A 23,925-nucleotide genomic window follows, 5' to 3' on the forward strand; every position below is an offset into this window, starting at 1 on the left:
CTCAGCCCAGCGCTGTGCGCAGCCGGGTCGCGAGCTGTCGCGCCTGGGTGGGCGAGGCGACGTTGGTGAAGCCCATCAGCAGCCCCTGGCTTTCAACGGCCGTGGTGCCCCGGGCCGACAGCGGCTGGCAGTTCAGGCCGGCCGCTTGCGCGCGGCGCGCCAGCACCACGTCGCCGTCGCGGTGCCCTTCGAAGCGCGCGATCAGGTGCATGCCGCCGGCCTGCAGGTCGATGCGCACGCGGTCGCCGAAGGCCTTGTGCAAGGCCTCGACCAGCAGGGCGCGGCGGCGCGCGTAGAGCAGGCGCATCTTCTTCAGGTGGCGCGAGAAATGGCCGTCGCGCATGAAGTCGGCCACCGTGGCCTGCGTGATCTGCGGGCAGCCGTTGGACGCGATGCGCACCGCGTCCTCGAAGCGTTCGCGCAGCGATTCGGGCACCACCAGGTAGCCCAGCGCGAGGCCCGGGTAGAGCACTTTCGAGAAGCTGCCCGCGTACAGCACGCGGTCGTGCCCGTCGAGGCTCTTGAGCGCGGGCAGCGGCGCGCCGGCGTAGCGGTACTCGCCGTCGTAGTCGTCCTCGACGATCCAGGCCCTGGCACGCGAGGCCCAGTCGAGCAGCTGCAGCCGGCGTGCCAGCGACATCGACACGCCCAGCGGCGCCTGGTGCGAGGGCGTGACGACTGCCATGCGCGCCTTCGGCGAGCGGCGCACGCCGCGCGCGACGACCAGGCCTTCGTCGTCCACCGGCACCGGCACCACGCGGTGGCCGGCGCTGTGCAGCACGTCGCGCGTGGGCGCGTACCCCGGGTCTTCGATCCACACGCGGTCGTCCCGGGCGAGCAGCGTGCGCGCCACCAGCGCCAGCGACGCGCGGTAGCCGCCGGTGACGAAGACCTGCGCCGGCTGGCAGGCCACGCCGCGCGACACCCGCAGGTAAGCCGCGATGGCCTCGCGCAGCGGCGCATGGCCTGCAGGGTCGCCGTAGAACAGGTCGGCCGCACCCATGGCGCGCGCACGGCGGGCCATCAGCCGCGCCCAGAGCTTGCGCGGAAAGGCGTCGAGTGCGGGGATGCCGAGTTGCAGCGGTGGCGGGGCGGTAGGGCCGGCCAGTGCAGGCGCATCTGCGGCGGGGCGCGAACCGGCGCGCACCGGCCGCTGCACCGGCAGTGACGGCGACACCACCGTGCCCGCCTGTCCTTGCGCGCAGAAATAGCCTTCGCCCGCGAGCTGGCTGTAGGCCGCTTCCACCGTGCCGCGCGCCACGCCCAGCTCGCTGGCCAGGCTGCGCGCCGACGCCACGCGGTCGCCGGGGCGAAGCACGCCCTGTTCGATGGCCGTGCGAAAGCGCTCGTAGACCTGGCGATGCAGCGGGGTCGCGGTCGAGCGGTCGATGCCGGGGAGGGCGTTGTCTGGCGGTTCGATCATGGCCCAGTCATTTTGACGATTCTTGGTTCTTTCGTCTGGTGCATCCCGATCCTAAGCTCGCGGCTTCGAACAGCCAGCAGGAAAGAAGGACACGCAATGGGCGAGAAGGTATTCGTGGCGGGCGCGACCGGGGCCGTGGGCTCGGCGCTGATCCCGCTGCTGGTCGAGGCCGGTCACACGGTGTACGGCGGCACCCGTCGGGCCGCGCGTGCGGCGGCGCTGGAGGCACGCGGCGCCACGCCGGTCGTCGTCGATGTGTTCGATGCGCAGGCCTTGCGCGACGCGCTGGTGCGCATCGCGCCCACGGTCGTCATCCACCAGCTCACCGATCTGCCCCGGGACCTGGACCCGGCGCTGATGGCCGAGGCGGTGGTGCGCAATGCGCGCGTGCGCATCGAGGGCACGCGGCACCTCGTGGCGGCGGCGCTGGCGGCCGGTGCGACGCAGTTGATTGCGCAGAGCATCGCCTGGGCCTATGCGCCCGGGCCGACGCCGCACACCGAGGGCGACCCGCTCGACCTCGGGGCCGAAGGCGGTCGCCGCATCAGCATCGACGGCGTGGCGGCGCTGGAGCGCAGCGTGCTGGGTGCTGTCGGTCTCACGGGCACAGTGCTGCGCTATGGGCAGCTGCATGGGCCGGGCACCGCGAACGCGGCACCGAAGGGCGTGAGCCCGGTGCATGTCGAAGCCGCGGCCTGGGCGGTGCTGCTCGCGATGCGGCATGCACGCGGCGGCATCTTCAACATCGCGGAGGACAGCGCCGAGGTCAGCAGCGAGAAGGCAAAGCGCGAACTGGGGTGGCACGCGGCATTCCGGCTGTCGCAGGAGGTCGCGTCATGAAGGCCGCACGCTGGCATCGCACGCCGTCGATCGGCGCGGGCCTCGCAGGGCTGTCGCTGGTGCTCGCCGCCGGCTGGGCGCTGATGCCGCGCACCGGCCAGCAGGAGGCCGTGCAGTGGTTCGCCGATGTGTGCAGCTCGGTGGCGCGACCGATGTTCGCGTCCGCCCCCGTGCCTGCGGGCTCGGAGGCCACGGCGCGGCCGGCGACGCAGGTCAAGGTGCTGTCGTGCGAGGCGCTGCCGCATGTGCCCGGCAAGTCGGTGACGACGGTGCTGGTCGACTTTCCGCCGCTGGCCTACTCGCCCGCGCACCGGCACCCAGGCTCGGTGACCGCGATCATTGTCGAAGGCACCATCCGCTCGCAACTGGGCGGCGGCCCGGTGGGCACCTTCAAGAGCGGCGAGACCTTCTTCGAGCCGCCGAACACGCTGCACATGTTCGCGGAGAACCCCGACCCGGTGAAGCCCGCGAAGCTGATGGCGGTGTTCGTCACCGACAGCAATTGCGGCCCGCTGCTGCTGCCGCCCTGAGCGGCCCCGGGTCGCGCAAGGGTTCCGGCGCTCGCCGCGCCGGGCGCGTTTAGAGTCCGGCGATGACCCTGACCTATGCATACCTCGCTGTCGCGATCGTTGTCGAAGTGCTCGCGACCAGCTTCCTCAAGGCCTCGAACAGCTTCACCCAGCTCTGGCCCAGCGTGGCCACGGTGGTGGGCTACGCCGTGTCGTTCTACTTTCTCTCGCTCGCGCTGCGCGTGCTGCCCACCGGCATCGCCTATGCGATCTGGTCGGGCGTGGGCATCGTGCTGATCTCGGTGGTGAGCTGGCTCTGGTTCGGCCAGACGCTCGATGCGCCGGCCATCGTCGGGCTGGGGCTGATCATCGCCGGCGTGGTGGTGGTCAACGTGTTCTCGAAGTCGGTGGGGCACTGAGGCATGGGCACTGTCGAACAGCTGCTGCCCCGGTTGCCCGCCGGCACGACGTGGACACCGGCCAGCGAGGGTGAGTCGGGCGATGCGGTGTTCCGCCGCAGCGACGGCGCGGCCTTCGCGAAGGTGTCGCTCGGTGCGGGCGCCGCGCAGCTCGACGAAGAGCGTCGTCGCATCGAATGGCTCGCGCCGTACGGCGTCGGCTCCGCGCGCGTGCTCGGCTGGCGCGCGACACCCGAAGGCGCCTGCCTGGTCACGGCCGCGGTGCCGGGCGTGCCGGCCAGCGACCTGCCGGCGGCCGAGCTGCTGCGTGCCTGGCCGTCGATGGCGCGGCGCCTGCGCGCGCTGCACGAGATTCCGGCGGGCGAGTGCCCGTTTGCGCGCCCGCTGTCATCCATGTTCGACCGCGCCGCCGATGTCGTCGCACGCGGCGCGGTGAACCCGGAGTTCCTCGACCCCGACCAGCAGGACGTGCCGCCGCCGTTGCTGCTGGCGCGGTTGCAAGCCGACCTGCCGCACCGGCTCGCGCAGGAAGCGCAAGACCGCGTCGTGTGCCACGGCGATGCCTGCCTGCCGAACTTCCTTGTCGATCCGCAGACGCTGCAATGCACGGGCCTCATCGACGTGGGGCGGCTCGGCACGGCGGACCGGTATGTCGACCTGTCGCTGCTGCTGGGCAATGCGCGCGAGAGCTGGCGCGATGCGGCCGACGCGCGCGCCGCGCATGCCTTGCTCTTCGCGCAGTTGGGCATCGACACGCCCGACGACGGCCGGCTCGAGTTCTATCTTCGGCTCGACCCGCTGACCTGGGGCTGATGGCCGCGCCGGTGCGCCGCATTGTTTCCTTTTCGGGAACGCCGTGGTTCTTTTTGCTGCGGGTTTTTACCTAGATCCCGCCGCACAATTCATCTCACGGACCGGCCCCCAAAAGCCGGGCCGGATGAACAGGCCCCGAGCGAGTTGGCCGCCCTTCAAGAAGAGGGACGGTGACCCACCCAAGACCGGTTCAAACCATCCAAGCAAACACTTGTACTACTGAACTGAATTGAAGAAGGAAACCGCCATGAACGCCTCGAAGATCCTCTCCGCCGTTGCTGTTGCCCTGATGGCCGTCGCCGGTGCCGCCCACGCTGAAACCTACGAAGGCGTGCATCGCCTGACCTCGGCCGCCAGCCGCGCCGATGTCGCCGCACAAGCCGTCGTGGCCGCACACAGCGCCGACCCCTATGCCACCGGCGCCGAAGCAGGCCCCGCCCAGGTGTTCGTGTCGACCGTGAGCCGCGACGCTGTGCGCGCTCAGGCCGTGGTGGCCGCCCGCAGCGAGAACCCCTACAGCGAAGCCGTGACCTCCCGCGTGGCTCCGGTGCTGGCCAGCGGCCTGGACCGCGCCAGCGTGCGCGCCGAGGCCCGTGCCGCCGCACGCGGCGAAGCACTGCCGCTGTAATCGATCGGTCCGACAGGCAGGCACGCGCACTCGGCCCCACGGGGCGGGTGTCGGCGGGCCAGGGAAAGAAAAACCGGCCTTGCGAAAGCAAGGGCCGGTTTTTTCACGAACGGAGTGGGGCGGTCGTCAGAAGCAGCGTTCTTCGATCGTGCCCACGCGGTCCGGATAGAAGGCCACGTAGTCCTTGATCGGCGCGACCGATTCATAGGGTGACTCGTAGGTCCACACGGCATTCACCGAGCGCTCGCCGCCGGCTGGAATGCTGTAGTAGGCGCACTCGCCCTTGTATGGGCAATAGGTCGCATGCGTGGTGCGCTCCAGCAGCGACATGCGCACGTCCTTGCGCGGAAGGTAATGCACCGTGCCGAAATGCGACTCTCGCAAGGTCAGCGCCTCGCGCGAGCTGGCAATGACATGGCCTCCCACCGACACCACCACGCGCAACGGATTCGGCGTGATGGTGATCGCATGGTCGGGGCCCGGAATCTTGACGGTGCGTTCTGGCGTAGCGAACATGGACAAGCTCCTTCGGACGAATCGGCGGATGCGCATCTTGCTGCGTTGTCGCGACGATTTGAAGTCTCTTGCGAATCCACCTGCTCCCGGCGTGGTTAAAGGCGGCCGGGCTCGAAAACCAAAGTTTCAGATTCGCTGTTTTTGCGGTGCACACCGAAGCCCGCGCGGCCCGGCGCGATGTGTTCGCGCAGCGTGAGCGCCGGAATTTCGTAGTCGCCGCCGTTCTGCGGGCGGAACGCAATCGGGTCGGTGGTCCACAGCGTGTCGAGCCGCTCGCCCAGCTCGCCGGTGATGCGTGCATAGGCTGCGGCATCGACTTTGCCCGTGCGGTGCACCACGAAGGGCGGCAGCACGTCGAAGCCGGGGTAGTAGAGGATGCCGTGGTGAATGGGGAACAGCAGGTCGTCCATCGGCCCGTTGATGCCGCGCGGGGCGTAGTGCGAGGCCCAGCCGCCGGTGGTTACCACCAGCATCGCGCGCTTGCCGGCCAACGTGCCTTCGCCGAAGCGGTCGCCCCAGTGTGTATCGGAATGTTCGCCCACGCCGTAGGCAAAGCCGTAGGCGTAGATGCGCTCGATCCAGCCCTTGAGGATGGCGGGCATCGAGTACCACCACAGCGGGAACTGCAGGATCACCGCGTCGGCCCACAGCAGCTTCTCCTGCTCGGCGGCGATGTCGGCGGTCTGCGTGCCGCCCTCGAAGGCGCGCAGCGAGTCGAGCACGGGGTCGAAGGGCGCGGCGGTGTCGCGCGCGGGAAAGTCGTCGGCGTCGAGCGCGGGCTTCCAGCGCATCGCGTACAGGTCGGACACGCGCACGGTATGGCCGGCGCTCGTGAGGCGTTCGACCATGAAGCGATGGAGCGAGCCGTTCAGCGAGGCGGCTTCGGGATGGGCAAGGACCAGCAGGATGTTCACGGTGTCAAAGGGTTCGAGTGAAGATGCCCTCAGGTTAGGGATTGCCAAGCTATATTGGAAATGAATAGTTTGAATGCCAGGTATCGCCATGAACAATTTCAGCCGCATCGACCTCAACCTGCTGGTCACGCTCGACACCTTGCTGGCCGAGCGCAACGTGACCCGCGCGGCCGAGCGCCTGAACCTCTCGCAGCCCTCGGTGAGCGTGCAGCTCGCCAAGCTGCGCGAGCTCTTCGACGACCCGCTGCTCGTGCCCGCGCAGCGCGGCATGCGGCCCACCGCGCGTGCCGACGAACTGCGCGAGCCGCTGCGCGAAGCGCTCGCATCGCTGGGCCGCGCGGTGGCGCCCAGCCAGCCCTTCGACCCGGCCAAGGCGACCACCACCTGGCGCGTGGCCGCGGCCGACTACGCCGAGTCGGCCATCCTGCTGCCCGCGCTGGCCGGCCTGCGCTTGGCCGCGCCGAACACCCGGCTGGCCGTGGTCGAGGCCGTGCCGACGCGCATGGCGCGCCAGCTCGAGCAGGCGGAGATCGACTTGTTCTTCCACACCAGCGTGGGCGCGCCGCCCGGTCTGCACCGGCGCGTGCTGTTCCACGAGCGCTACGTGCTGGCCGGGCGGGCAGGGCACCCGCGTCTGAAGCGCCGCCCCACGCTGGCGCAGTTCTGCGCGCTGGAGCATGTGGTGGTGTCGCTCAGCGGCGGCGGCTTTGCCGGGCCCACCGACGAGGCGCTGGCAGCGCAGGGCCTCACGCGGCGCGTGGCGCTGTCGGTGCCGCACTTTCTTTTCATGATGTCCGTGCTGGGCAGCACCGACATGGTCGCCATGCTGCCCGAGCGCCTGGCGCGCGGCGCGCCAGGGCTGCGCGTGGTGGAGGCGCCGCTGGAGGTGCCGGGCTACGAGATGGCGATGCTGTGGCACGAGCGCCGGCATCGTGACCCGGGGCATCGGTGGCTGCGCGAGCAGATCGCCCGCAGCTTGTAGCGCCGGCTGGCGCGCCCGCCGCCCCCTTCGCCGGCATCGGCTTTCTGCCATGACGACGCAGAGCTTGTCGCTGCGGGCGTACAGTCGAAGCGTGGGCCTGTCGGGGCTCTCTCTGCACGAATGGAGGTCGAAGATGGCCCAGCACGCAATTACCGCTGTTCACTTCAAGGACGGAAAGGTGGACCTCGTCGCCATTCACCCGGTCGTGGAGAAGGAGTTCGGTTCGACGGAATTTGCCCTTGGCACGGCACAGCGCGTCAGCGTCGGCGAATGCGTCAAGCTCCTTGCGGCCGGCGAAGAGGTGTGCCTGGCCCGGCGCACTGAAAACCACGGCTGGGAAGTCATTTGCGACGCCCGGCTCTTGCCGGGCGGGACCGCTTTCGCTGGCGTCGACATCCTGGACCGTCCCACGGATGCCCTGCTGCAGCTTCCTGCGTGGGACTAGGTCACCGGGCGCCCGCGCTGGATGCAGCTGTGAAGGGCCGTCAACAAGTCGCCGACGATCGGTTCAGCCGGAGACGCTCTTTGTGTGACGGAAGAAGTTCCCGGGGTCGTACCTGCGCTTGAGTGCCGCGAGTTTGTCCAGGTTGGCCCGGCCGTACGCGGCTTCGATGCGGTCCTGGCCCTCTTCCTCCGTCAGGAAGTTGATGTAGGCCCCGCCTGTCGAGCAGGCGCGCGTCGCTTCGAAGCAGTCCCGCGCCCACTGGATGTGGATGTGGTCGTCGCCCGGCTGCTCCCAGGAGCCCGCGATGTTCAGCACATAGGCCGCGTCCCGGTTGCCCGCCGGCGAATGCCCGGCAGGCAGCTCGCCCAGCGCACCCTGTATCTGGAACAGGAGGATGGCCGAATGGGGCGACTGAATCCGGCCCGCATGCGTCACGGCGAGGTCGATGGTCCGCTGATCGATGCCTGGCAGGTAGTGCGACTTCCAGTAGTAGCGCCGTCCCTTGGGCTGCGTGGCGTCGAGCAGGCTCTGCATCTGCGTGTAGGGCCGGCGCGTCACGATGTCGGCCACCGGCCGGCCAAGCGCGCGCAGCGGTGCGATCAATGCCTCTCCCTCTTCGACCTTGCCGGTGTAGCAGACGAAGATGGCCACGATCGGCTTGCCGTGCACCTCCTTCGGGAGCCAGGGCGCCGGCGGCGCGATCCGCAGAACCGCCACGCTGGTCAGTTCGCGCGGGGCCTCTGCGCTGAACGCACGGTAGGCGTCGAGAACCTGCCGGGCGTCGTCGCCGCTCCATGCGATCGCACCGCCCAGGATTTCGGGGCCGACGGGAAAGAGCCGGTACTCGAAGGAGGTGACGATGCCGAAGTTGCCGCTGCCACCACGCAGCGCCCAGAACAGGTCCTCGTTCTCGTCCGCAGACGCACGCACGACTTCGCCGCTGGCCGTCACGACTTCCATCGAGACCACGTTGTCGCAGGTCCAGCCGTGGCGACGCGTGAGGTAGCCGAATCCGCCGCCGACGGTGAGGCCCGCGATCCCGGTGGCAGACACAAAACCGAGCACGGCGGCGAGCCCGTGCAGCTGCGTCTCGCGATCGACGTCGCCCAGCGTGCAGCCCGCTTGCGCGCGCGCCGTGCGACGCGCCGGATCGACCCAGACACCTCGGAGCAGCGACATGTCGATCATGAGGCCGCCCTCGCAGACCGCAAGCCCTGCGATGTTGTGGCCGCCGCCGCGCACGGAACTCAGAAGCCCGTGCTGGCGCGCGAACCGGACAGCCTGCACGACATCGACCGTGCCGGTGCAGCGCGCCACCAGGCCCGGACGGCGATCGATCATCGCGTTCCAGACCTTGCGCGACTCCTCGTAGGCCGGGTCCTCCGCGGTCAGCACTTGGCCTTTGAACGTGGCCTTGAACGACTGCAGGATCTCCGGCGAAAGGTCCACGGTCCCGCCGTCCATGCGTGTGAGTTGGATCGTCATGAGTCGTCTCCGTGATGAGTGATGAAGTCGGAGGCAGCTTGCGCGTGACCATGCGCCCGAACAAGTCCAGAATCTGAAGCGTTGCCGCTCTGGAGACGAGGCGATGGAAAACACCTACGGTCAGTTCTGCACCGTCGCCAGGGGGGCCGAGGTGTTGTGCGAGCGATGGACGCCGCTGGTCGTGCGCGAGTTGCTGTGCGGCAGCAAGCGCTTCAATGACCTGCATCGCGGGGTACCGCGAATGTCCACCAGCCTGCTGGCGCAGCGGCTTCATCGCCTCGAGGAATTCGGTGTCGTGCGCCGCAACACCGTTGGCAAGGTGTGGGAATACAGCCTCACCGAGGCCGGCGAGGAACTTCGACCCATCGTCATGGCGCTGGGCCATTGGGGGGCGCAGTGGATCGGCAGCCGCCTGCGCGACGACGAACTGGATGCGGGCCTGCTCATGTGGGACATGCGCCGGTTCGCGTGCATTCAGGAGTTCCCGCCCCGACCCGTGATCATCCACTTCCAGCTGCGCGACGCACGGACGCGCGAGCGCACGTGGTGGCTCGTGGTGGAGGACGGCGTGGCCGATCTGTGCCGCGACGACCCGGGGCGCGAGCTGACGCTCGTGGTGGATGCCTCCGTGCGCGCCTTGACCGAAGTGTGGACGGGCGATCGCACGCCTGCGCAGGCGCTTCAGTCGCGCGAGATCCGTGTCGATGGGGCGAGGTGCGACGCGCAAGACCTGTGGCGGTGGCTGGGCACCAGCGTGTTCGCCTCGACACGGCGCGCCGCGGGACGGAAGTTGCCGGACGGCCAATCTCTGGCGTCGTAGCTGCTCACGGCGAGCCAGCTACGCCGGTGCAAGGTCCTCGTGGATGCACAGGAAGTTGCCTTCCGTGTCCTTGAACCACGCCGCCTTTTCCGAACCGAGCACGCAGACATGGTCGACCGTCTTCAGGTCGGGAAAGTCGTAGTCCTCGAACACCACGCCGGCGCGCTTGAGCTTGTCGATGCTGGCGGCGATGTCCGGCACCTGGAAGCTGATCGCCGTGTGGTCGGCCTTGGTGCCCTCGGGTTTGGGGAACAGCGCCAGCGTGCTGCCGCCCACCGTGTAGACGAACTTGCCGTCGGGCCGCAAGCCACCGGCCTTCAAGCCCAGGCAGCCCTCGTAGAAGGCACGCGCGCGGTCCATGTCCTTCACGGGAAGCATGGTCGTGACAGACGAGTCGGACAGCATGGTGGGTCCTTTCGCACAGTTCGGCGCAGCGGGTGCCGCTTGGCGGCATAGCCTTGGCTGGCCGGGCGGTGGTCAGCTTACGCCTGAGGCGGGTGCGATGCCAGTGCGGTGGGTAACCTGTTTGGTGATGCGTGATCCTTTCATGAGGTCGCCTTCGGCCGGGGGCGAGCATGGCTAACATCGGCCGAAAGCAGATCAAGGAGGACGCAGGATGACGGTGGTGGCAGAGACTTTGCGGATGGCGACGCTGCAGCAGCTCGGCGCGTCCGCGCCCTTGGTGCAATTGGCGATGGGCGAGTGCCTTCACGAAGTGTTCCGCACGGTCTGCCTGGGGCCGCCGTTCCTCGCGTACCACGGTGCCCGCACACCCGACGGGCCGCCGCGGGTTCCGCTGTGGGATCGCAGCAGCCGGGTCACGGGCCTGCGCGCACATCCGGATGGCTTGGAGTTCGTCGAGTTCAGCGTGGAAGACCCTCGCGCGTTCGAGCGGATCGCGTTGACCGAGCAAGGCTTCTGGGTGACCCGCTTCGACGCGCTGTATGAAAACGATGTGCCCGAGAGCGTTCTGCACGAGGCCGCACGCCGGGTCGGGTTCCGGTACCTGGACCAGCACCTGGCCGCGCGGGAAGCGGCCGAGGAGCGATTGAGTACCTTCAGCGATCACCGCCTGTGGCTGCAAGGCCTCGTGGCGGGCATCGATCGACAGGCCAGCGAGGCCTGACCGCAGTGTTCACACGAAACCCATCCTTTCATTGGTGCATCGCCTTCGCATCAGCTCTCATGCTCCACATGCCGGCGCACCCGGCCGAGGCCGAACCCGCTCGCGACACGACGTCCGCGCAAGCGCAGATCCCGTTCTTCGATGCCGTGGAGCGCGGTCGCCTGCGCGAGGTCGAGGCATTTCTTGCGCAGGGCTTTGGTGCCAACGATGTGCAGGGCTACGGTTTCAATGTGGGCGACTCGCCGTTGATGAAGGCCGCGCAGCAAGGCAAGGCGCAGATGGTGAAGTTCCTGCTGCGTCGCCATGCCGATGTGAACTACCGCAACGCCAACGACGGCGAGACGGCGCTGCTGCGCGCAGCCAAGTTCGCGGGCTCCGGCGGCATCAGCGACACGCACGCCATCGACTTCCGCCAGACCCTGGCGCTGCTGTTGAAGGCGGGCGCGAACCCCGACACGCCCGATCGCAACGGCGGCCTTCCGTTGTTCTTCGCGCCCACGACCTGGGTCATCCAGGCGCTGCTGGCCGCCGGTGCCGACCCCAACGCCGCGAGCTCGCGCCCGCCGTTGATCGAGCATGCGCACGACTCGGCGCGCGTGCGGCTGCTGCTGGCCGCCGGCGCGCGGCCGGATGTGCGCGACGCGCAGGGCGCTTCGGCCCTGGCGGTGGCAGCTGAGAAGGGCAGCCTGGCAAGCGTCCGGCAGCTCCTGGCGGTCATGGCGCCGGATGCGGTGCGGGGCACCGATGCCGATGGGCACAACGCGCTCGATGCGGCGGCCGGGGGCGGCGATGCGGGGATCGTTCGCCTGCTGCTGGCGCAGGGCCTGCCGGCGACCGAGCGCGCCGTGCGTGCAGCGGCGACGCAGGGGCATCTGCAGGCCGCCCGCCTGCTGCACCGGGTCATGGACCCGCCGCAGTGGCCGTCCCTCGAAGCGGGTGCACCGGCCGAGGCACGGGTCTATCTGCTGATCCTGCAGCAGAAGCCAAAGGAGGCCCTGGCCGCCTATCGCGCCTTCGAAGCCGTCGCGTGCGGACGCATGACGCCGTTGGCGTCGGCGGTCGATGCCGGCAACGTGGAGGCCGTGCGTGCCTTGCTGGCTTTGGGCGTCGACGTGAACCACCAGACCCCCGCGCCGCTGCGCAGCGAACTGGTGCCGCAGCCGCAGACCTCGTCGGGGCTGCCCCGCCTGGTCCATGTGCTGCCGCCTCCTTGCGACAACGCTTCGCTCGCACCGCAGGCAGGTGCATCGACGTTACCGCAGGCCGCGCTACCTGTCGGCCGGTTGCCGTTCGCATCCGCGCTCGGCGCTGAAAGCGCCTTGCCGCCGGCAGGGTTCTGGACGGACAACGCTCTGATGCGCGCGTTGGCGCGCGACCACCTTGAGATCGCGCGGCTGCTGGTGGCGGCAGGTGCCGATCCGGCGCTGCGAAGCCACTACCCGCCGCACGCCTCGGCGCTGGCATGGCTGCAGGCGCACCCGCCATCGCATGGCGTGTCGCTGGCCGCATGGAAGAAATTGCTGAAGCTGAGTCGGCCCTGAGATGCAAACCCTGTCGCTCGATATCCGAGGTTGGCTTTGGTAGATTCCGCCACTCCGACCTCCACCGACAGGAGCGCTTCATGAGTACACAAAAAGAACTGCATCGCGGCCGCCTGATCGACCACATCGGTCTGGTCGTTCGCGATCTGGCGGCCAGCAAGGCCTTCTACAGCGCCGTCTTCGAGGCGCTGAAGATCCCGATGGGCGGCTCCGACGCGCGCAACTTCTGGGCCGACGAACTGTTCGTGTCGACGCGAGACAGCGACGAAGTGCAGGGCGAACTCACCGGGCGCCATCACATCGCATTCCAGGCGCAGGACCGGGCCATGGTCGACGCCTTCTACCAAGCCGCATTGGCGCACGGGGGCCGTGACAACGGCCCGCCGGGCGAACGCGCCTACCACCCGGGCTACTACGCGGCCTTCGTGCTGGACCCGGACGGCAACAACATCGAGGCCGTGTTTCATGGCGAGGCCGATCGCAGTGCGGCTTCGGTGCGGATCAGGTTCTGATGCCTGTTGGCATGGGTGTCCTGAAATCATCGTCAGCCGCGGTGGCACAGCCGTCTTTCCGTTTTCGATGCCTGGCCAGCCTGTGCGCCTTGTTCATGCTGTCGGGTTGCGGAGACGAACCCGGTACGAAGCCAAAGGCCGACGGCACGAAGGCCGCGACCCATCTGCACGACCGGCATTCGGCCTATGCGGGAAGTCCCAGCGAGTGGAGCGCCTTCATGGACTGCTGGCGCAAAGCGTCGTTCGAGTTGAATTCGACGAAGCCAGAGGCCGCGAGAGGCCAGGGTCATCTGACGGTGCTGGGGATACAAGCACCTGGCGGCTCACCGGCTCCCACCGAGGCCGAGTTGAGGGTCGGCCTCGCCCGGCTTGAGGCCCGGCTGAAGACAGAGCTCCCCAAGTCGTACAAGGATTTCTGGGTCGCCTACAAGTCGCAGGCGCTCGCACCCTCAGCATTCAACCCGCAGAACCGGTCCCGATTCGTGGGAATGCTGGAGCTGGACGGCGTGGGCCTGTTCAAGGACCTGGAGCCCGACTACTGGGCGATCAAGCAGACCGTGCCCATTCATTCGGACGACTCCGAATACTTCGTCTATGGCGTCGCCCAGGATTCGGTGTCCGGACGCACGAGCGACCATGCCCGCGCGATCCTCATCGGAAAGTATGACGATGACAGCACGGCGTTGATCTTGCTGCACCCACACGTGAGAACGAGCGACGGCGAAATGCAAGCTTCGCTGAACCAGCACGCGGGCGAGTTTCGCGCACCGTCGTTTGCCGAGTTGATGCGGCAGCTGAGCATCCTGGAAACTGTGGATGTGGCGCACGTGCCGCCTTATCCGCAGAAGACGCTGGCAGGTCGTTGTGCCGAAAGGCTGCCCATGACGAATGTTTGGTGGGAGTGACCCCAGGAGCGAGAGACGCGTTGCGCGTCAGCCTTGCGTCCCTCGCATGCTTGGAAATCGATACTCAAAAAGGGACCACGCCACCCGCGCGCCCCTTCTCCTCGACTCACAGCTTCGGCGTGTACTTCACAGTGAACAGCACGTTGCGCGGATCGCCGTAGTTGTTGTTCCCGTTGGCCTCGCTGTAGGCCGGGATGTAGTAGTGCTTGTCGAAGACGTTGTTGATGTTGACGGCCAGCGCCACCTCCGGCGTCAGCTGGTAAGCCAGGCGCGCGCTCCACACGGCGAAGCCGGGCACCTTGTACGTGCGGTCGTAGCCCAGCGTGTGGCTCTGGATGCTGAAGCCGCCGCCCACGCTGAGCCGGCTCCAGTCGCCCGGTAGCTGGTAGTTGGTCCACACGCGCAGCATGTGCTTGGGCGTCCACTGGCTGAAGATCTTGCCCTTGTTGTCCGGGTCTTCGAGGAACTTGGTGGTGTTGTAGGTGTAGCCCGCCGTGAGCTGCAGCCGCGGCGCGACCTCGCCGCTGACCTCGGCCTCGAAGCCCTGGCTGCGCACCTTGCCCGACGACCTGGAGCAGTACCAGCCGTCGCAGGCAAAGCCGCCGTCGCGGTCGGTCACGGCGCGGTTGGTGTGGTTGTAGCGGAACACGGCCAGCGAGGTGTTCAGGCGGCCGTCCATCAGCTCGCCCTTCAGGCCCACCTCGTAGTTGCTGCCGATGATGGGCTTGAGCCCGTCGCCCGAGACGGTGCGCTCGGTCTGCGGCTCGAACACGTCGGTGTAGCTCGCGTAGGCCGACCATTGCTTGTTGAGCGCGAACACGAGGCCGACGTACGGCGTCACTTCGCCCGACGTGCTGACGGTGCTCGTGAAGCCCGCGGACTGGCTCGAATAGAGGTAGTCGTACCAGCTCAGGCGAGCGCCGACGATGGCCGTGAGCGGCTCGGCCAGCTGGGCCCGCCAGCTGCCGTAGATGCCCTTTTGCCGCACGTCGTAGTGCGTGTGGCTCTTCCCGCCGCCGGCGGCCATGATGGTGTCGTAGTTCTGCGCCGGGCGGTTGTGGTCGATGGCGAAGATGTTGCCGCCGCCGCTGAACCGGCGCGCATACCGGTCGGTCGACTCGAACTTCGAATAGTTGGCGCCGATGGTCAGGTCGTGCTGCATCGACAGCGCGTCGAAGCGCCCGCGCAGGTAGACGTCGAAGCCGAGCTTGCGCGAATCGAAGCGGGTGTCCCAGTCGGCGAAGTTCAGCCCGCTGCCGTCGGCTTGCACGTCGCCGTGCATGCGCTGGTGCTGCGCGCTGTTCTTCTCGTTCATGCCGAGCGCGGAGAACTTCAGCTTCCACTTGTCGTTGAAGCGGTGCTCGGCGTCGACATACACCGTGGTCTGCTCGATGTCGCTGTGGTTCCACAGGGCGCCCGTGAACACGGAGCGCGGCAGGCCGATGTCGGTGCCGTCCGGGTAGCGCGGAAAACCGCGCAGCATCGGACGCCCCTTGGCGTGCGAGTGGCTCACGCCGAAGCCGACGGTGGTGTCGGGCGAGATGTCGTAGTCGATGGCGCCGTAGAGCGAGCGCGTCTTGCGCCATACGTAGTCGGTGAACGAGTGGCTGCGGTCTTCGTCGACCACCACGCGGCCGCGCAGCGTGCCTTCGGCATTGAGCGGACCGCCGGCGTCGAGTTGCGCGCCGTAGTGGTCCCACGAGCCCGCCTTGCCGGTGAGCGTGAGCGTCTTCTCGGGCTGGCCGCGCTTGCGCACGAGGTTGATCGCGCCGCCCGGGCTGCCGGTGCCCTGCAGCAGGCCCGAGGCGCCGCGCAGCACCTCCACGCGGTCGAAGAACACCGTGTCTTCGGTGGCCCAGTTGCCCAGCGAGTACATGTTGCGCGGCACGGGCACGCCGTCGTACTGCCAGGCGTCGATCTGGAAGCCGCGCGACGTGAGGACCATGCCCGGCCCCACGCCCTTGACGCCCACCACGCCCGTGACGTTGTTGACCGCATCGCGCAGGTCGACGAGGCCCTGGTCGTCCATGCGCTGGCGCGTGATCACGCTCACCGATTGGGGAATGTCCTTGAGCGCCTGCTCGCCCTTGCCGAGCGTCAGCGCGCGCGCCGTGTACGAGCGCGTGCCTTCGGTGGTGGCGCTGCGTTCGGCCTCGGCCGTGACGGTGACGGGTGCGAGCGTGGTGCTGCCGTCGGCGCCGGTGTCTGCAGGGCCGCCGATGCTCGAGCGGCGCAGCGCATACGCGCCGCCCGCGCCACCCGCTGCCTCGAGGCCCGAGCCGGCCAGCAGCCGCGCGAAGCCTTCGCCCACGGCGTGCTGGCCCTGCAGGCCGGGCGAGCGCTTGCCCTGCGCGAGGGCAGGCGGAATCGTGATGCTCACGCCGGCGGAGGCGGCGAAGCTCGACAGCACCTCGTCAAGCGGGCCGGGTGCGATGTTGTAGGCCTTGCGTGCTTCGGCTTGTGCGGCTGGTGCGTTGGGCAAACCCGGTGTCTGCGCGGCGACCGTCCCGGCGGCAGCGCACGCCATGGCGAACAACGCGCCATGCACGGCGAGCGACAGCGCACGCAACGAGACGGTGTCGGAATCAAGGGGGGACGGTCGGCGACGGGCCATGGATTTCTCTCTCTCCTGCAAGGGTGTGAAGTTGCTGTTCCTCAAGGCTTCACACGCGAGGAAAGAAAAGGGGACAGGCCGCGACAGAAAAAATCGCAGCGGCCGAAATCGCCGCCGGCACCCGATGCCTCAACCGCCCGGCGCCACCACCGTCACCCAGTAGCGCGTGCGAAAGAGCACGTCCACCGGCAAGGCCTGCGGCAGGCTGTCGAGCACCGGGCCCGTGTCGCGCAACTGGAAGACGCCCGACACGCGCAGGTCGGCCACCGCCGGATCGCAACGCAGCACGCCGGGCCGGTAGCGGCCCAGCTCGGCGAGGAAGTCGTGCAGCCGCATGTTCCTGGCGCGCAGGACACCGCGCGACCAATCGTCGGCATCGGCGGCTGCCGCCGTGATCTCGCTGATGGCCGTCGAAGAGAACATGGCCTGCTCGCCGGCACGCACCACCGCTGCCAGACTGCGCGCGTGGTCGGGGCGAACCTCGACCGCGCCGTCGAGCACCGTCAGATGGCTGCGATCGCCTTCGTGCTGCCGGACCACGAAGCGCGTGCCCAGCGCACGCAGGCGCCCCTGCGCGGTCTCGACGATGAAGGGGCGGTAGGCGGGATCGGAAGAGGGCACGGCATCGGGTGCCGTGTCGATGAGTATTTCGCCCGCATGCAGCCGCACCACGCGCCGCGTCGCGCCGTAGGCCACGTCGATGGCCGTTGCGGTGTTGAGCTGCAGACGCGTGCCGTCGGCCAGGCGCAGTTCGCGGCGTTCGCCCGTGGCGGTGCGGTGGTCGGCCAGCCATTCGCGTGCCGGCGATGCGCGCCAGGCCAGCCAACCGGCAGGCGCTGCGGTCAGCAGCACGGCGAGCGCCTTGACCGCTGTGCGGCGGTCGCTGCGCACCGCGCGGCCCAGCACCGGCATCGACAGTGCGCCCGGCAGCCTGCCGAACTTGCCGCTGACTTGCTCGGCGCGCTGCCAGGCCGCTTCGTGCGCGGGGTCGGCCGCCCGCCAGCGTGTCCATTGCGTGCGATCGGCCGCCGTGGCCTCGCCCGACTGCAGCAGGACGAACCATTGCGCCGCCTGCAGGGCGACGGCCTTGTCGACCACGACCGCCATCGTGCGTTGCACCGTCACGCGGCCAGCAGGATGCAGCGGGCCATGGCCTCGGCCATGTAGCGCTTGACGGTGCGCTCGCTCACGCCCAGCTTCGTTGCGATCTCCGCGTAGCCCAGTCCTTCGAGCTGCGCCATCAGGAAGGCCTGGCGCACCGGCGGCGCCAGGCCGTCGAGCATCGCGTCGATCTCCTGCAGGGTTTCGAGAATGATCGCCTGCTGCTCGGGCGAGGGCGCCAACGGTTCGGGCAACGCGCTCAAGGCCTCGAGGTAGGCCTGCTCCAGCGAACGCCGCCGGTACAGGTTGGCCAGCAGCCGCTTGGCAACGACCGTCAGGTAGGCGCGCGGCTCCCGCAATTGCCAGTCGCACTGCTTCTCGGGCGTGTGATCGGGCGCGGTGAGGATGCGCAGGAAGGTGTCTTGCGCCAGGTCTGCCGCGTCGAAGGCATTGCCGAGCTTCCTGCGCAACCAGCCCTGCAACCACCCGTGGTGCTCGCTATAGAGGGTGTGGATGTGCGGGTGCAGAGCGGGATCGGCGGCCATGGCGGACGTAGTGCGGTGGCCAGGCCATCCAAATAAGAATTATTCTCATTGTATGACGACTGTGCACCAATGGCTACGTTCGGGGCTGCTGCACCAGTTGAAGCTCGTTGCCGGCGGGGTCGCGCAATGTGGCGAGGATGCCGCCCCATGACTGCGGCTCGGGGAGGCCGCTGAAGGTCACGCCGCGTGACGAGAGTTCGGTGTACTTCGACTGGATGTCTTCCACATCGAAAGACAGGCCTGTGAAGCGGCCTACCAGGGCTTGGTCTTCTGCAGGGGCATCTGCTTCGACACTTTCGACCACCAGGCTCATGGGTCCTGCGTCGAACACGCAAAAGCCCTGATCGCGGCCGTCGGCCTTCAGGGGCAGGCCGAGGATCTTTTCATAGAAGCGGGCGGCGAGGGCGAGGTCCTGGACGAAGATGCGGGCGGTGTGAAGCTGCATGGGCTCTCCTGGCTGGGGGTGAGGTGCATGCTAGGCGGGGGCTTTGGCCGGAACAAGAGGCCGTGCTGTTCAGTGAAGGGCGCTCGCAAGGCGCTCGAAGTGGCGCTGGTAGACATTCGCGTAGTTGTTGCCGACCTGGCAGCACGTGATGTCTCGGTAGCTCACCAGGGATGGGCTGCCTGCCCAGTTGCCGGCCCCCGTGAAATGCTCGATTTGCAGCGAATCGCCTTCGGTCTGAACAACTCGCCCGATCAAGAACTCGTTGATTTCGCCGGCCTCGCATTCCACGATCATCAGCGCGTGACGCAAGGTCAGCTGCGCAATCAACGTGCGCCAACTGCGCACGTCAAACTCGAACCCAAAGGGAACCTGCGCTCCCAAGCCTTCCTCGAAGATCAGCTTCTTCTGAAGGCTGTTGGTGGCCGTCAATTCCACCTGCGTGATGTCCTCGGTTCTGAGTGCCATCAAGCCGTCCAGTCGGAAGTCGTAGACGTACTGAATCAGGACCAGTTCTGACGAGACCGCCAGCACGAAGCCTTGGATCTGAGAATCGTCGATGCCCGTCCGATAGATCGAGACGAGATCACGGTCCTCCACGTGCTGTTCGAGCTGCTGCTTCTGGGGTGTCATCGAGGAGCGGTAGGGCCCGTGCTACTTCTTCGCAAGAAACGCCGCAACCAACGCATTCGCATGCCCATGACCCATCTGGTGCTGGGTCTTGAGCTGGCTCACGAGCTCCATGTGCTTGAGGGGGCCCGCAGCCTGAAGAATGTCCATCCAATGCGTGATCGGCTGGCCGTAGGTCTTCTCGATGGAGGGGAAGTACGAGGCGGGTCCTTTTACCTTGGCGGTCTCGGTCATGGGCGGTTCTTTCGCGGGTGGAGTGTGAGATTCGTGCAAGCGTGGGAGGGCATTCTTACAGCTGCCAGCTCCTGTTGCTGGCATTGGGCTGGATCAGGTCCCACATGTTCCCGCACAGGTCCTTGAAGACCGCCACGACCCCGTGCGGCTGTTCCTCGGGCGGGCGAACGAACTCGACGCCTGCGGCCTTGTACTTTTCGTAGTCGCGCCAGAAGTCGTCCGTGTACAGGAACAGGAACACACGGCCGCCGGCCTGGTCGCCGATGGCGCGCTGCTGTTCTGGCGCCGACGCCTGCGCCAGGAGAAGGCACGCCCCTGTTCCGCCCTGCGGCTTGACCACGACCCATCGCTTTCCTTGCGCAGGCACGGGCGTGTCTTCGACGAGTTCGAAGCCCAATGTGCCGACAAAGAATTCGAGCGCCTTGTCGTAGTCGGGCACCACGAGGGACACCAAGCCGAGTGATTGATGCATGGGGTGTGATCGCAAAAATCAGCGATGGTAAATCGCTGAGCCGCCGCACACGAGGCCTGGATTCAGTCCGTCACCCGCCGCATTCGGAATCCGTGTTCGGCACGCTCACCAGAAACCCGACGCCGCGGTCATCGAGGCCCGTGGTGAGTCTCGCGTTGCCGCCCATGCTGCGTGCGGCTTGCTGCCCGATGGACGCCGCAAGAGGGGGTCCTGAGCCGACATACAGCTTCAACCGAGCTTCTTGAGTAGGCTGACGTATCCGGACTGCTTGTAGCCGAGGCCTTCATAGAATTTCCTCGCGGGAACCGATTCGCCTGTTTGAAGATTCGCACTCATGAAGCCGCGCGCTTGAAGGTGTTCCTCGAAGCCCCGCATAAGCTTCGCTCCGAATCCTTGTCCTTGGTAACGTTCATGGATGCACATCTCTTTGATGTGAAAAACCCAGCCTTGCACCCAACGCTCGCCCCAGCCCAGAACAAGGCCAATGGCTTCTCCATGCATTGACAAGCCCATGCCTTGAAACGCGGGTGATTGCGCAAAACTTGTAAGCCGCTCAGCAGCTACTGCCTCCGTCCAGCCGTCATTCCAAGGGGGTGCATTAAACACTGAGCGATACAGTGGCACGAACTCGGAAATGTTCTCCAGAGAAAGTGATGTGATGCTTTCCATTCGATGAGGGGAGGTTGCGAGTGGCTAGGTTGGACAAGGTACGTCGGAAGGTCCGCTTCTGGTCGGCTCTAAGCAAGCGAGCCAGTCGCAGGCTTGGTTCCGACCAAGACGGGCTGATAGAACGCGGCGTCGAGTCGCTTCACATCCTCGAAGCCAGCCATTCGCATCAGCGCGCAAAGACGGTCGACCGAGACTGCGTAGTACCTGGAACGCATGACATGGGTCTTCACCAGCCCGGTGGCCAGCTCGTCTTCGACGATGAAGAACGACAGGTCGTAGTGGTCGCCGTCGAAATCCCAGACCTGGAACAGGACGTACCGCTTGCCGTCCTCAACCCGCGCGCCATAGTGCTTGACCAGGTTCGTCCCGCGCTCCTCCTTGTCGTAGTCCCTGACCGTGATGACGCATCCGCCGCCGGGGCGCAAGCACGCGAGGAACTGGCGCAACGCAAGCAGCAGGTCTTCGTCGGTCAGTAGGTGAGGGACCGAGTTGTCGCACGAAATGACGAGGTCGTATCCAGTACCGTGGTCCTCGTGGGCCGTGCGCATGTCTGCGACCTTGAAGTCGACGGCCAAGCCGCGAAGGTCCGCTTCGCGCCGAGCACGTTCGATTTCCCTGTTCGACAGGTCTGACCCGACGACGGAGTAGCCCCGCCCGGCAAGCGCAAGAGCCTGGGTGCCGATGCCGCAGGAGAGGTCGAGCACCGTGTGATGCCCGGGCCATTCTGATTGGATGACGCTGTCGAGCTGCTCGCCCTGCCGCCGGATGCTGTGGCTCCAGTCGGGGAAGATCAGGTGATACAGCGGGGCGAGGTCGTCGTAGAAGTCCATGGTTTGACGTCAGGCTGTGAGGGGCATCGCCAGTTTAGAAATGGTCGGCCGAGCGAAGGGCTGGTCCTGACTGGTGTCCGCCCTAGCGGCAATAGGTCAGTGTCAAGGTGGCAAGCGGTGTATCAGTTTCGAGGCTGCGATCCGATCGATTTACAGGCAGTGCAATAGCTGGAGAATTCTTCGATACCGTTGGAGCGCGCCCACACGAGCAAATCTTCCGGAGAATGTGCACATATCTTGATGTATCTACCGCCGGTAAACGCTGCTGCGTCGGTGTGCGGCTTGTGCGTGGAAATGGAATGACAGGTCGCGCGGTGGAGTACGAAGTAGCGTGCGGCGGGCCTTCGAAGAGTGTTGGCGACAAACCCTTCAGGATTGACGTGCAACCAACGTTCGTAGCTGGTTTCGTCGCGGTCGAAAAGCTCTGCATTGGACATTTATCTCACTCCTTCTTTCCTGTGGTCATGCTGACGCCACCTGACTTTGAAGAACAGGGGAATGCCCGGCAGTGGCCGAGCCTCGCCGCCGAGGAGCAGGTCGATACGGATACTTGCCTGCTTCGTCGTGGAGAACTGCACTCGGGATTTTTTGAAGATGCTTGAGGCAGCGGCTGTTTGAAGTCGCACTCATCGTGCCGGCATACATCTTTCTTTCGTCGCATTTTTGGCCAACGCGGTGAATGGTTGGTTGTGGCCGCATCCCGCCCTATTCAGGCTGCGGAAGGACAAGATTATTGAGTGCTTCTTGAAGACTCCACTGCTGCCACCCAGGCTGCGCAATCGAACCATCAGAGCGCAGGGGAGAAAGATTGAATCCTTCTTCTACATCCTCGAAGTACATGGCGACGGAGCGATGCATCGCAACAATGAAAACGCTCTCGTATTTGCCGAAGCGCTCGATAGCCGTGAGGCGAAATGGAATGCGGTACTGGGAGAAAGTTTCCCGCTCCGTCAGCGTGCACTCTGAGAGTTGGAGTTCTACCAAGACTTCAAGCTCACTGGCCGAGATCGGCGACCATTCCATGATTTCTCCCGAGCGAACTTGGATGGAAGGATTTTGTCCGAACAGTTTCGCAGGGCCTCGCGACGCAGACATCAACGTCCGCTCTTCTTGGCCACTGGCAGTCGTCGATGGGACGAATCTGGCGCGGCACTTCACGACGCCGCCGCGCAACCTTCCGGCTTGAACACCCGCGTCGTCGAACCCGGAAACTTCTCAAGCTTGGCCGCCGGCCGCGACGGGCGCGGAAGCAACTCTCCGCCGCAGTTCGGGCACGTACCCGCAAGCCGTTGGTTCGCGCAGTCACTGCAGAACGTGCACTCGAAAGAACAGATGCGGGCATCGGCCGAATCCGGTGGCAAGTCGCGGTTGCAGCATTCACACCCGGGGCGCATTTGGAGCATGGCGAAACCTCAGAGAGAGTTTTGTCGGTTGAGCTTAAACGAGGGCAAGGTGGTCGATGGTGGAAGTCAGTCCGTCGATCCAACAGGGCCGAGTGCAAGGCTCATCGGCTGCACCATCAGATTCGAGTGTTCCCGCAGTGGCTCCAGCGCGCCGTCGGGGCGGAAGCCGCGAGCTGCGTACAGGCGCATCGCCGGCGTATCTCCGGCAGTGACGCCCAAAAGAACGTGCTTCACTCCAACGCTCTCGGCCCAGGAAATCGCCTCCTTGAGCAAAGCTCGACCGGCTCCCATCCCTCGTGATGCGGGATCAACCCACATCTGGAAAAGATGGGCGACAGCCGGTTCATCACTGGACAACTTGCACCAGATCAGACCGCATGCGTCGTCGCGATTGAATGCGAAAAGCACACGATCCTTCCCGGACGACGTAGCCGTGGCAATTCGAGCGGACCACATCGCATCGGTTCTCGTGGCCTCTGCTTCATGCGTGCTTCCGAAGGCGTCCGGGGAATCGAGCAGCGCCCGCAGGCGCAGGTCTCGATAGGTCTTCCATTCATCGGGTTTCGCTGGTTGCACCGAGATCAAGTCATCACCTTCGGGTTAGGAGTCATGTGTGGGCCGAACGCTGCCTCTCGGCCTGCTTCATCGATGTGAGGCAATCGGGTGGCGAACCAGAAAGCAATGCGTGTCGTTGGCGCTCTCATGGCCGAATCCGTGGCGCGCGTACAGCGCGCCGACCGGGTTCCACTTCAGATGTTCCAGCCGCACTGCCTGTTTGTCGTGGTCCGCTTGGGCCAGAAGCTGGCGAAGCACCGCTGAACCGATGCCGGCGCGCTGGAAATCCGGCAAGACGTAGAACTCACCGATGCGGCGGTGACCGTCGACCTCCCATGTGGCGATCGTGCCGACCGGTGTGCCGCCCTTGAGGATGACCGACCACGGGCGTTCCTCCCATCGGCTCCGGTGCAGGTTCCGCTGGAAATCGTCGTCCCATCCCCATCGCGCTGCCACGTAGGGGCCGAGCGCCTGTCGCTTGGCATCGAACGCAAATTCGAAATCCGAATCGAGGGCGGTGCGCAAGGTGGGGGTCATGGACGGTCGTTCGTT

The 23,925-nt window shown here is 66.5% G+C and carries 32 protein-coding genes; 13 read left to right on the forward strand and 19 right to left on the reverse strand.

Features of this window, described 5'->3' with window-relative positions; all coding sequences use genetic code 11:
* Position 1: 1 nt before the first annotated feature.
* Positions 2 to 1,423, reverse strand: a complete 1,422-nt coding sequence (gene pdxR, locus AC1RLW_RS01335; protein WP_493192008.1) for a MocR-like pyridoxine biosynthesis transcription factor PdxR — start codon at positions 1,421 to 1,423, stop codon at positions 2 to 4.
* Between the two features lie 96 nt (positions 1,424 to 1,519).
* On the opposite strand from pdxR, the gene AC1RLW_RS01340 reads away from it, so the two are divergent.
* The 5 genes from AC1RLW_RS01340 to AC1RLW_RS01360 all read left to right on the forward strand — a co-directional run bounded on the left by AC1RLW_RS01340 (position 1,520) and on the right by AC1RLW_RS01360 (position 4,632).
* Positions 1,520 to 2,263, forward strand: a complete 744-nt coding sequence (locus AC1RLW_RS01340) for an NAD-dependent epimerase/dehydratase family protein (protein ID WP_493192009.1) — start codon at positions 1,520 to 1,522, stop codon at positions 2,261 to 2,263.
* Positions 2,260 to 2,793 (forward strand): cupin domain-containing protein, encoded by a 534-nt coding sequence (locus AC1RLW_RS01345; RefSeq protein WP_159276347.1) that lies wholly within the window; start codon positions 2,260 to 2,262, stop codon positions 2,791 to 2,793. The genes AC1RLW_RS01340 and AC1RLW_RS01345 overlap by 4 nt, the downstream gene beginning before the upstream one ends.
* A gap of 62 nt (positions 2,794 to 2,855) precedes the next feature.
* A complete protein-coding gene (locus AC1RLW_RS01350; protein WP_493192010.1) occupies positions 2,856 to 3,191 on the forward strand; it encodes an SMR family transporter in 336 nt (111 codons plus the stop codon).
* A 3-nt stretch (positions 3,192 to 3,194) separates the two neighbouring features.
* The gene (locus AC1RLW_RS01355; protein WP_493192011.1) at positions 3,195 to 4,004 is read left to right on the forward strand and encodes an APH(3'') family aminoglycoside O-phosphotransferase; all 810 of its coding nucleotides are present in this window, start codon (positions 3,195 to 3,197) and stop codon (positions 4,002 to 4,004) included.
* A 247-nt stretch (positions 4,005 to 4,251) separates the two neighbouring features.
* Positions 4,252 to 4,632 (forward strand): helicase SNF2, encoded by a 381-nt coding sequence (locus AC1RLW_RS01360; protein WP_095947133.1) that lies wholly within the window; start codon positions 4,252 to 4,254, stop codon positions 4,630 to 4,632.
* Positions 4,633 to 4,758: 126 nt separating this feature from the next.
* Here the strand turns inward: AC1RLW_RS01360 and AC1RLW_RS01365 are convergent, their stop codons facing one another.
* Both AC1RLW_RS01365 and AC1RLW_RS01370 read right to left on the reverse strand, forming a co-directional pair.
* Positions 4,759 to 5,148: a DUF427 domain-containing protein gene (locus AC1RLW_RS01365; protein ID WP_062481469.1), complete on the reverse strand. Its 390-nt coding sequence runs from the start codon at positions 5,146 to 5,148 to the stop codon at positions 4,759 to 4,761.
* A gap of 95 nt (positions 5,149 to 5,243) precedes the next feature.
* A complete protein-coding gene (locus tag AC1RLW_RS01370) occupies positions 5,244 to 6,062 on the reverse strand; it encodes an NAD(P)H-dependent oxidoreductase (protein WP_493192012.1) in 819 nt (272 codons plus the stop codon).
* Positions 6,063 to 6,150: 88 nt separating this feature from the next.
* On the opposite strand from AC1RLW_RS01370, the gene AC1RLW_RS01375 reads away from it, so the two are divergent.
* Positions 6,151 to 7,044, forward strand: coding sequence for a LysR family transcriptional regulator (locus tag AC1RLW_RS01375; protein ID WP_493192013.1), 894 nt, complete (start codon positions 6,151 to 6,153; stop codon positions 7,042 to 7,044).
* 133 nt (positions 7,045 to 7,177) lie between these two features.
* Complete coding sequence (locus tag AC1RLW_RS01380; protein ID WP_095947274.1) at positions 7,178 to 7,489, forward strand: hypothetical protein; 312 nt, start codon at positions 7,178 to 7,180, stop codon at positions 7,487 to 7,489.
* A 63-nt stretch (positions 7,490 to 7,552) separates the two neighbouring features.
* Here AC1RLW_RS01380 and AC1RLW_RS01385 read toward each other — a convergent pair whose 3' ends face one another.
* Positions 7,553 to 8,974: an FAD-binding oxidoreductase gene (locus AC1RLW_RS01385; RefSeq protein WP_493192014.1), complete on the reverse strand. Its 1,422-nt coding sequence runs from the start codon at positions 8,972 to 8,974 to the stop codon at positions 7,553 to 7,555.
* A 103-nt stretch (positions 8,975 to 9,077) separates the two neighbouring features.
* On the opposite strand from AC1RLW_RS01385, the gene AC1RLW_RS01390 reads away from it, so the two are divergent.
* A complete protein-coding gene (locus AC1RLW_RS01390) occupies positions 9,078 to 9,794 on the forward strand; it encodes a winged helix-turn-helix transcriptional regulator (RefSeq protein WP_493192015.1) in 717 nt (238 codons plus the stop codon).
* A gap of 18 nt (positions 9,795 to 9,812) precedes the next feature.
* Here AC1RLW_RS01390 and AC1RLW_RS01395 read toward each other — a convergent pair whose 3' ends face one another.
* A complete protein-coding gene (locus AC1RLW_RS01395; RefSeq protein ID WP_095745770.1) occupies positions 9,813 to 10,199 on the reverse strand; it encodes a VOC family protein in 387 nt (128 codons plus the stop codon).
* Between the two features lie 211 nt (positions 10,200 to 10,410).
* Between AC1RLW_RS01395 and AC1RLW_RS01400 the strand changes: the two genes are divergently transcribed.
* The 4 genes from AC1RLW_RS01400 (at position 10,411) to AC1RLW_RS01415 (ending at position 13,878) form a co-directional block, all read left to right on the forward strand.
* Positions 10,411 to 10,920 carry a hypothetical protein gene (locus AC1RLW_RS01400; RefSeq protein ID WP_493192016.1) on the forward strand — a complete coding sequence of 170 codons (510 nt, stop codon included), beginning with the start codon at positions 10,411 to 10,413 and terminating at the stop codon, positions 10,918 to 10,920.
* Between the two features lie 59 nt (positions 10,921 to 10,979).
* Entirely contained in the window at positions 10,980 to 12,461 is a 1,482-nt protein-coding gene (locus AC1RLW_RS01405) for an ankyrin repeat domain-containing protein (RefSeq protein ID WP_493192017.1), read from the forward strand.
* A gap of 80 nt (positions 12,462 to 12,541) precedes the next feature.
* A complete protein-coding gene (locus tag AC1RLW_RS01410; protein ID WP_139703062.1) occupies positions 12,542 to 12,973 on the forward strand; it encodes a VOC family protein in 432 nt (143 codons plus the stop codon).
* Positions 12,973 to 13,878, forward strand: a complete 906-nt coding sequence (locus tag AC1RLW_RS01415) for a hypothetical protein (protein WP_493192018.1) — start codon at positions 12,973 to 12,975, stop codon at positions 13,876 to 13,878. Before AC1RLW_RS01410 ends, AC1RLW_RS01415 begins: the two co-directional genes overlap by 1 nt.
* Positions 13,879 to 13,984: 106 nt before the next feature.
* Here AC1RLW_RS01415 and AC1RLW_RS01420 read toward each other — a convergent pair whose 3' ends face one another.
* The 10 genes from AC1RLW_RS01420 to AC1RLW_RS01465 form a co-directional block, all read right to left on the reverse strand.
* Positions 13,985 to 16,492, reverse strand: coding sequence for a TonB-dependent siderophore receptor (locus tag AC1RLW_RS01420; RefSeq protein WP_493192019.1), 2,508 nt, complete (start codon positions 16,490 to 16,492; stop codon positions 13,985 to 13,987).
* A gap of 129 nt (positions 16,493 to 16,621) precedes the next feature.
* On the reverse strand, positions 16,622 to 17,617 hold the full coding sequence (locus AC1RLW_RS01425) for a FecR domain-containing protein (protein ID WP_493192020.1): 996 nt from the start codon (positions 17,615 to 17,617) through the stop codon (positions 16,622 to 16,624).
* A complete protein-coding gene (locus AC1RLW_RS01430; protein WP_493192021.1) occupies positions 17,614 to 18,138 on the reverse strand; it encodes a sigma-70 family RNA polymerase sigma factor in 525 nt (174 codons plus the stop codon). The genes AC1RLW_RS01425 and AC1RLW_RS01430 overlap by 4 nt, the downstream gene beginning before the upstream one ends.
* A gap of 73 nt (positions 18,139 to 18,211) precedes the next feature.
* The gene (locus AC1RLW_RS01435) at positions 18,212 to 18,583 is read right to left on the reverse strand and encodes a VOC family protein (RefSeq protein ID WP_493192022.1); all 372 of its coding nucleotides are present in this window, start codon (positions 18,581 to 18,583) and stop codon (positions 18,212 to 18,214) included.
* A 69-nt stretch (positions 18,584 to 18,652) separates the two neighbouring features.
* Positions 18,653 to 19,213, reverse strand: a complete 561-nt coding sequence (locus AC1RLW_RS01440) for a hypothetical protein (RefSeq protein WP_493192023.1) — start codon at positions 19,211 to 19,213, stop codon at positions 18,653 to 18,655.
* A 21-nt stretch (positions 19,214 to 19,234) separates the two neighbouring features.
* The gene (locus tag AC1RLW_RS01445; protein ID WP_493192024.1) at positions 19,235 to 19,444 is read right to left on the reverse strand and encodes a DUF4287 domain-containing protein; all 210 of its coding nucleotides are present in this window, start codon (positions 19,442 to 19,444) and stop codon (positions 19,235 to 19,237) included.
* Positions 19,445 to 19,499: 55 nt separating this feature from the next.
* The gene (locus AC1RLW_RS01450) at positions 19,500 to 19,916 is read right to left on the reverse strand and encodes a VOC family protein (RefSeq protein ID WP_062480009.1); all 417 of its coding nucleotides are present in this window, start codon (positions 19,914 to 19,916) and stop codon (positions 19,500 to 19,502) included.
* Positions 19,917 to 20,144: 228 nt separating this feature from the next.
* Positions 20,145 to 20,585 (reverse strand): GNAT family N-acetyltransferase, encoded by a 441-nt coding sequence (locus AC1RLW_RS01455; protein ID WP_095947147.1) that lies wholly within the window; start codon positions 20,583 to 20,585, stop codon positions 20,145 to 20,147.
* Positions 20,586 to 20,653: 68 nt separating this feature from the next.
* Entirely contained in the window at positions 20,654 to 21,415 is a 762-nt protein-coding gene (locus AC1RLW_RS01460) for a class I SAM-dependent methyltransferase (protein WP_493192025.1), read from the reverse strand.
* 122 nt (positions 21,416 to 21,537) lie between these two features.
* Complete coding sequence (locus AC1RLW_RS01465; RefSeq protein WP_143599017.1) at positions 21,538 to 21,852, reverse strand: DUF3050 domain-containing protein; 315 nt, start codon at positions 21,850 to 21,852, stop codon at positions 21,538 to 21,540.
* A gap of 27 nt (positions 21,853 to 21,879) precedes the next feature.
* Here AC1RLW_RS01465 and AC1RLW_RS01470 point away from each other — a divergent pair, with 27 nt between their 5' ends.
* Complete coding sequence (locus tag AC1RLW_RS01470) at positions 21,880 to 22,017, forward strand: hypothetical protein (RefSeq protein ID WP_493192026.1); 138 nt, start codon at positions 21,880 to 21,882, stop codon at positions 22,015 to 22,017.
* Between the two features lie 103 nt (positions 22,018 to 22,120).
* On the opposite strand, the gene AC1RLW_RS01475 is transcribed toward AC1RLW_RS01470, so the two are convergent.
* The 4 genes from AC1RLW_RS01475 to AC1RLW_RS01490 form a co-directional block, all read right to left on the reverse strand.
* Positions 22,121 to 22,438, reverse strand: a complete 318-nt coding sequence (locus AC1RLW_RS01475) for a hypothetical protein (protein ID WP_493192027.1) — start codon at positions 22,436 to 22,438, stop codon at positions 22,121 to 22,123.
* Between the two features lie 131 nt (positions 22,439 to 22,569).
* On the reverse strand, positions 22,570 to 22,818 hold the full coding sequence (locus tag AC1RLW_RS01480) for a DUF1272 domain-containing protein (protein ID WP_095947151.1): 249 nt from the start codon (positions 22,816 to 22,818) through the stop codon (positions 22,570 to 22,572).
* A gap of 66 nt (positions 22,819 to 22,884) precedes the next feature.
* On the reverse strand, positions 22,885 to 23,394 hold the full coding sequence (locus tag AC1RLW_RS01485) for a GNAT family N-acetyltransferase (protein ID WP_493193046.1): 510 nt from the start codon (positions 23,392 to 23,394) through the stop codon (positions 22,885 to 22,887).
* A gap of 66 nt (positions 23,395 to 23,460) precedes the next feature.
* Positions 23,461 to 23,910 (reverse strand): GNAT family N-acetyltransferase, encoded by a 450-nt coding sequence (locus tag AC1RLW_RS01490; RefSeq protein WP_493192028.1) that lies wholly within the window; start codon positions 23,908 to 23,910, stop codon positions 23,461 to 23,463.
* Positions 23,911 to 23,925: the final 15 nt, after the last annotated feature.

Source organism: Variovorax sp. GW822-FHT04A09, from assembly GCF_058801005.1.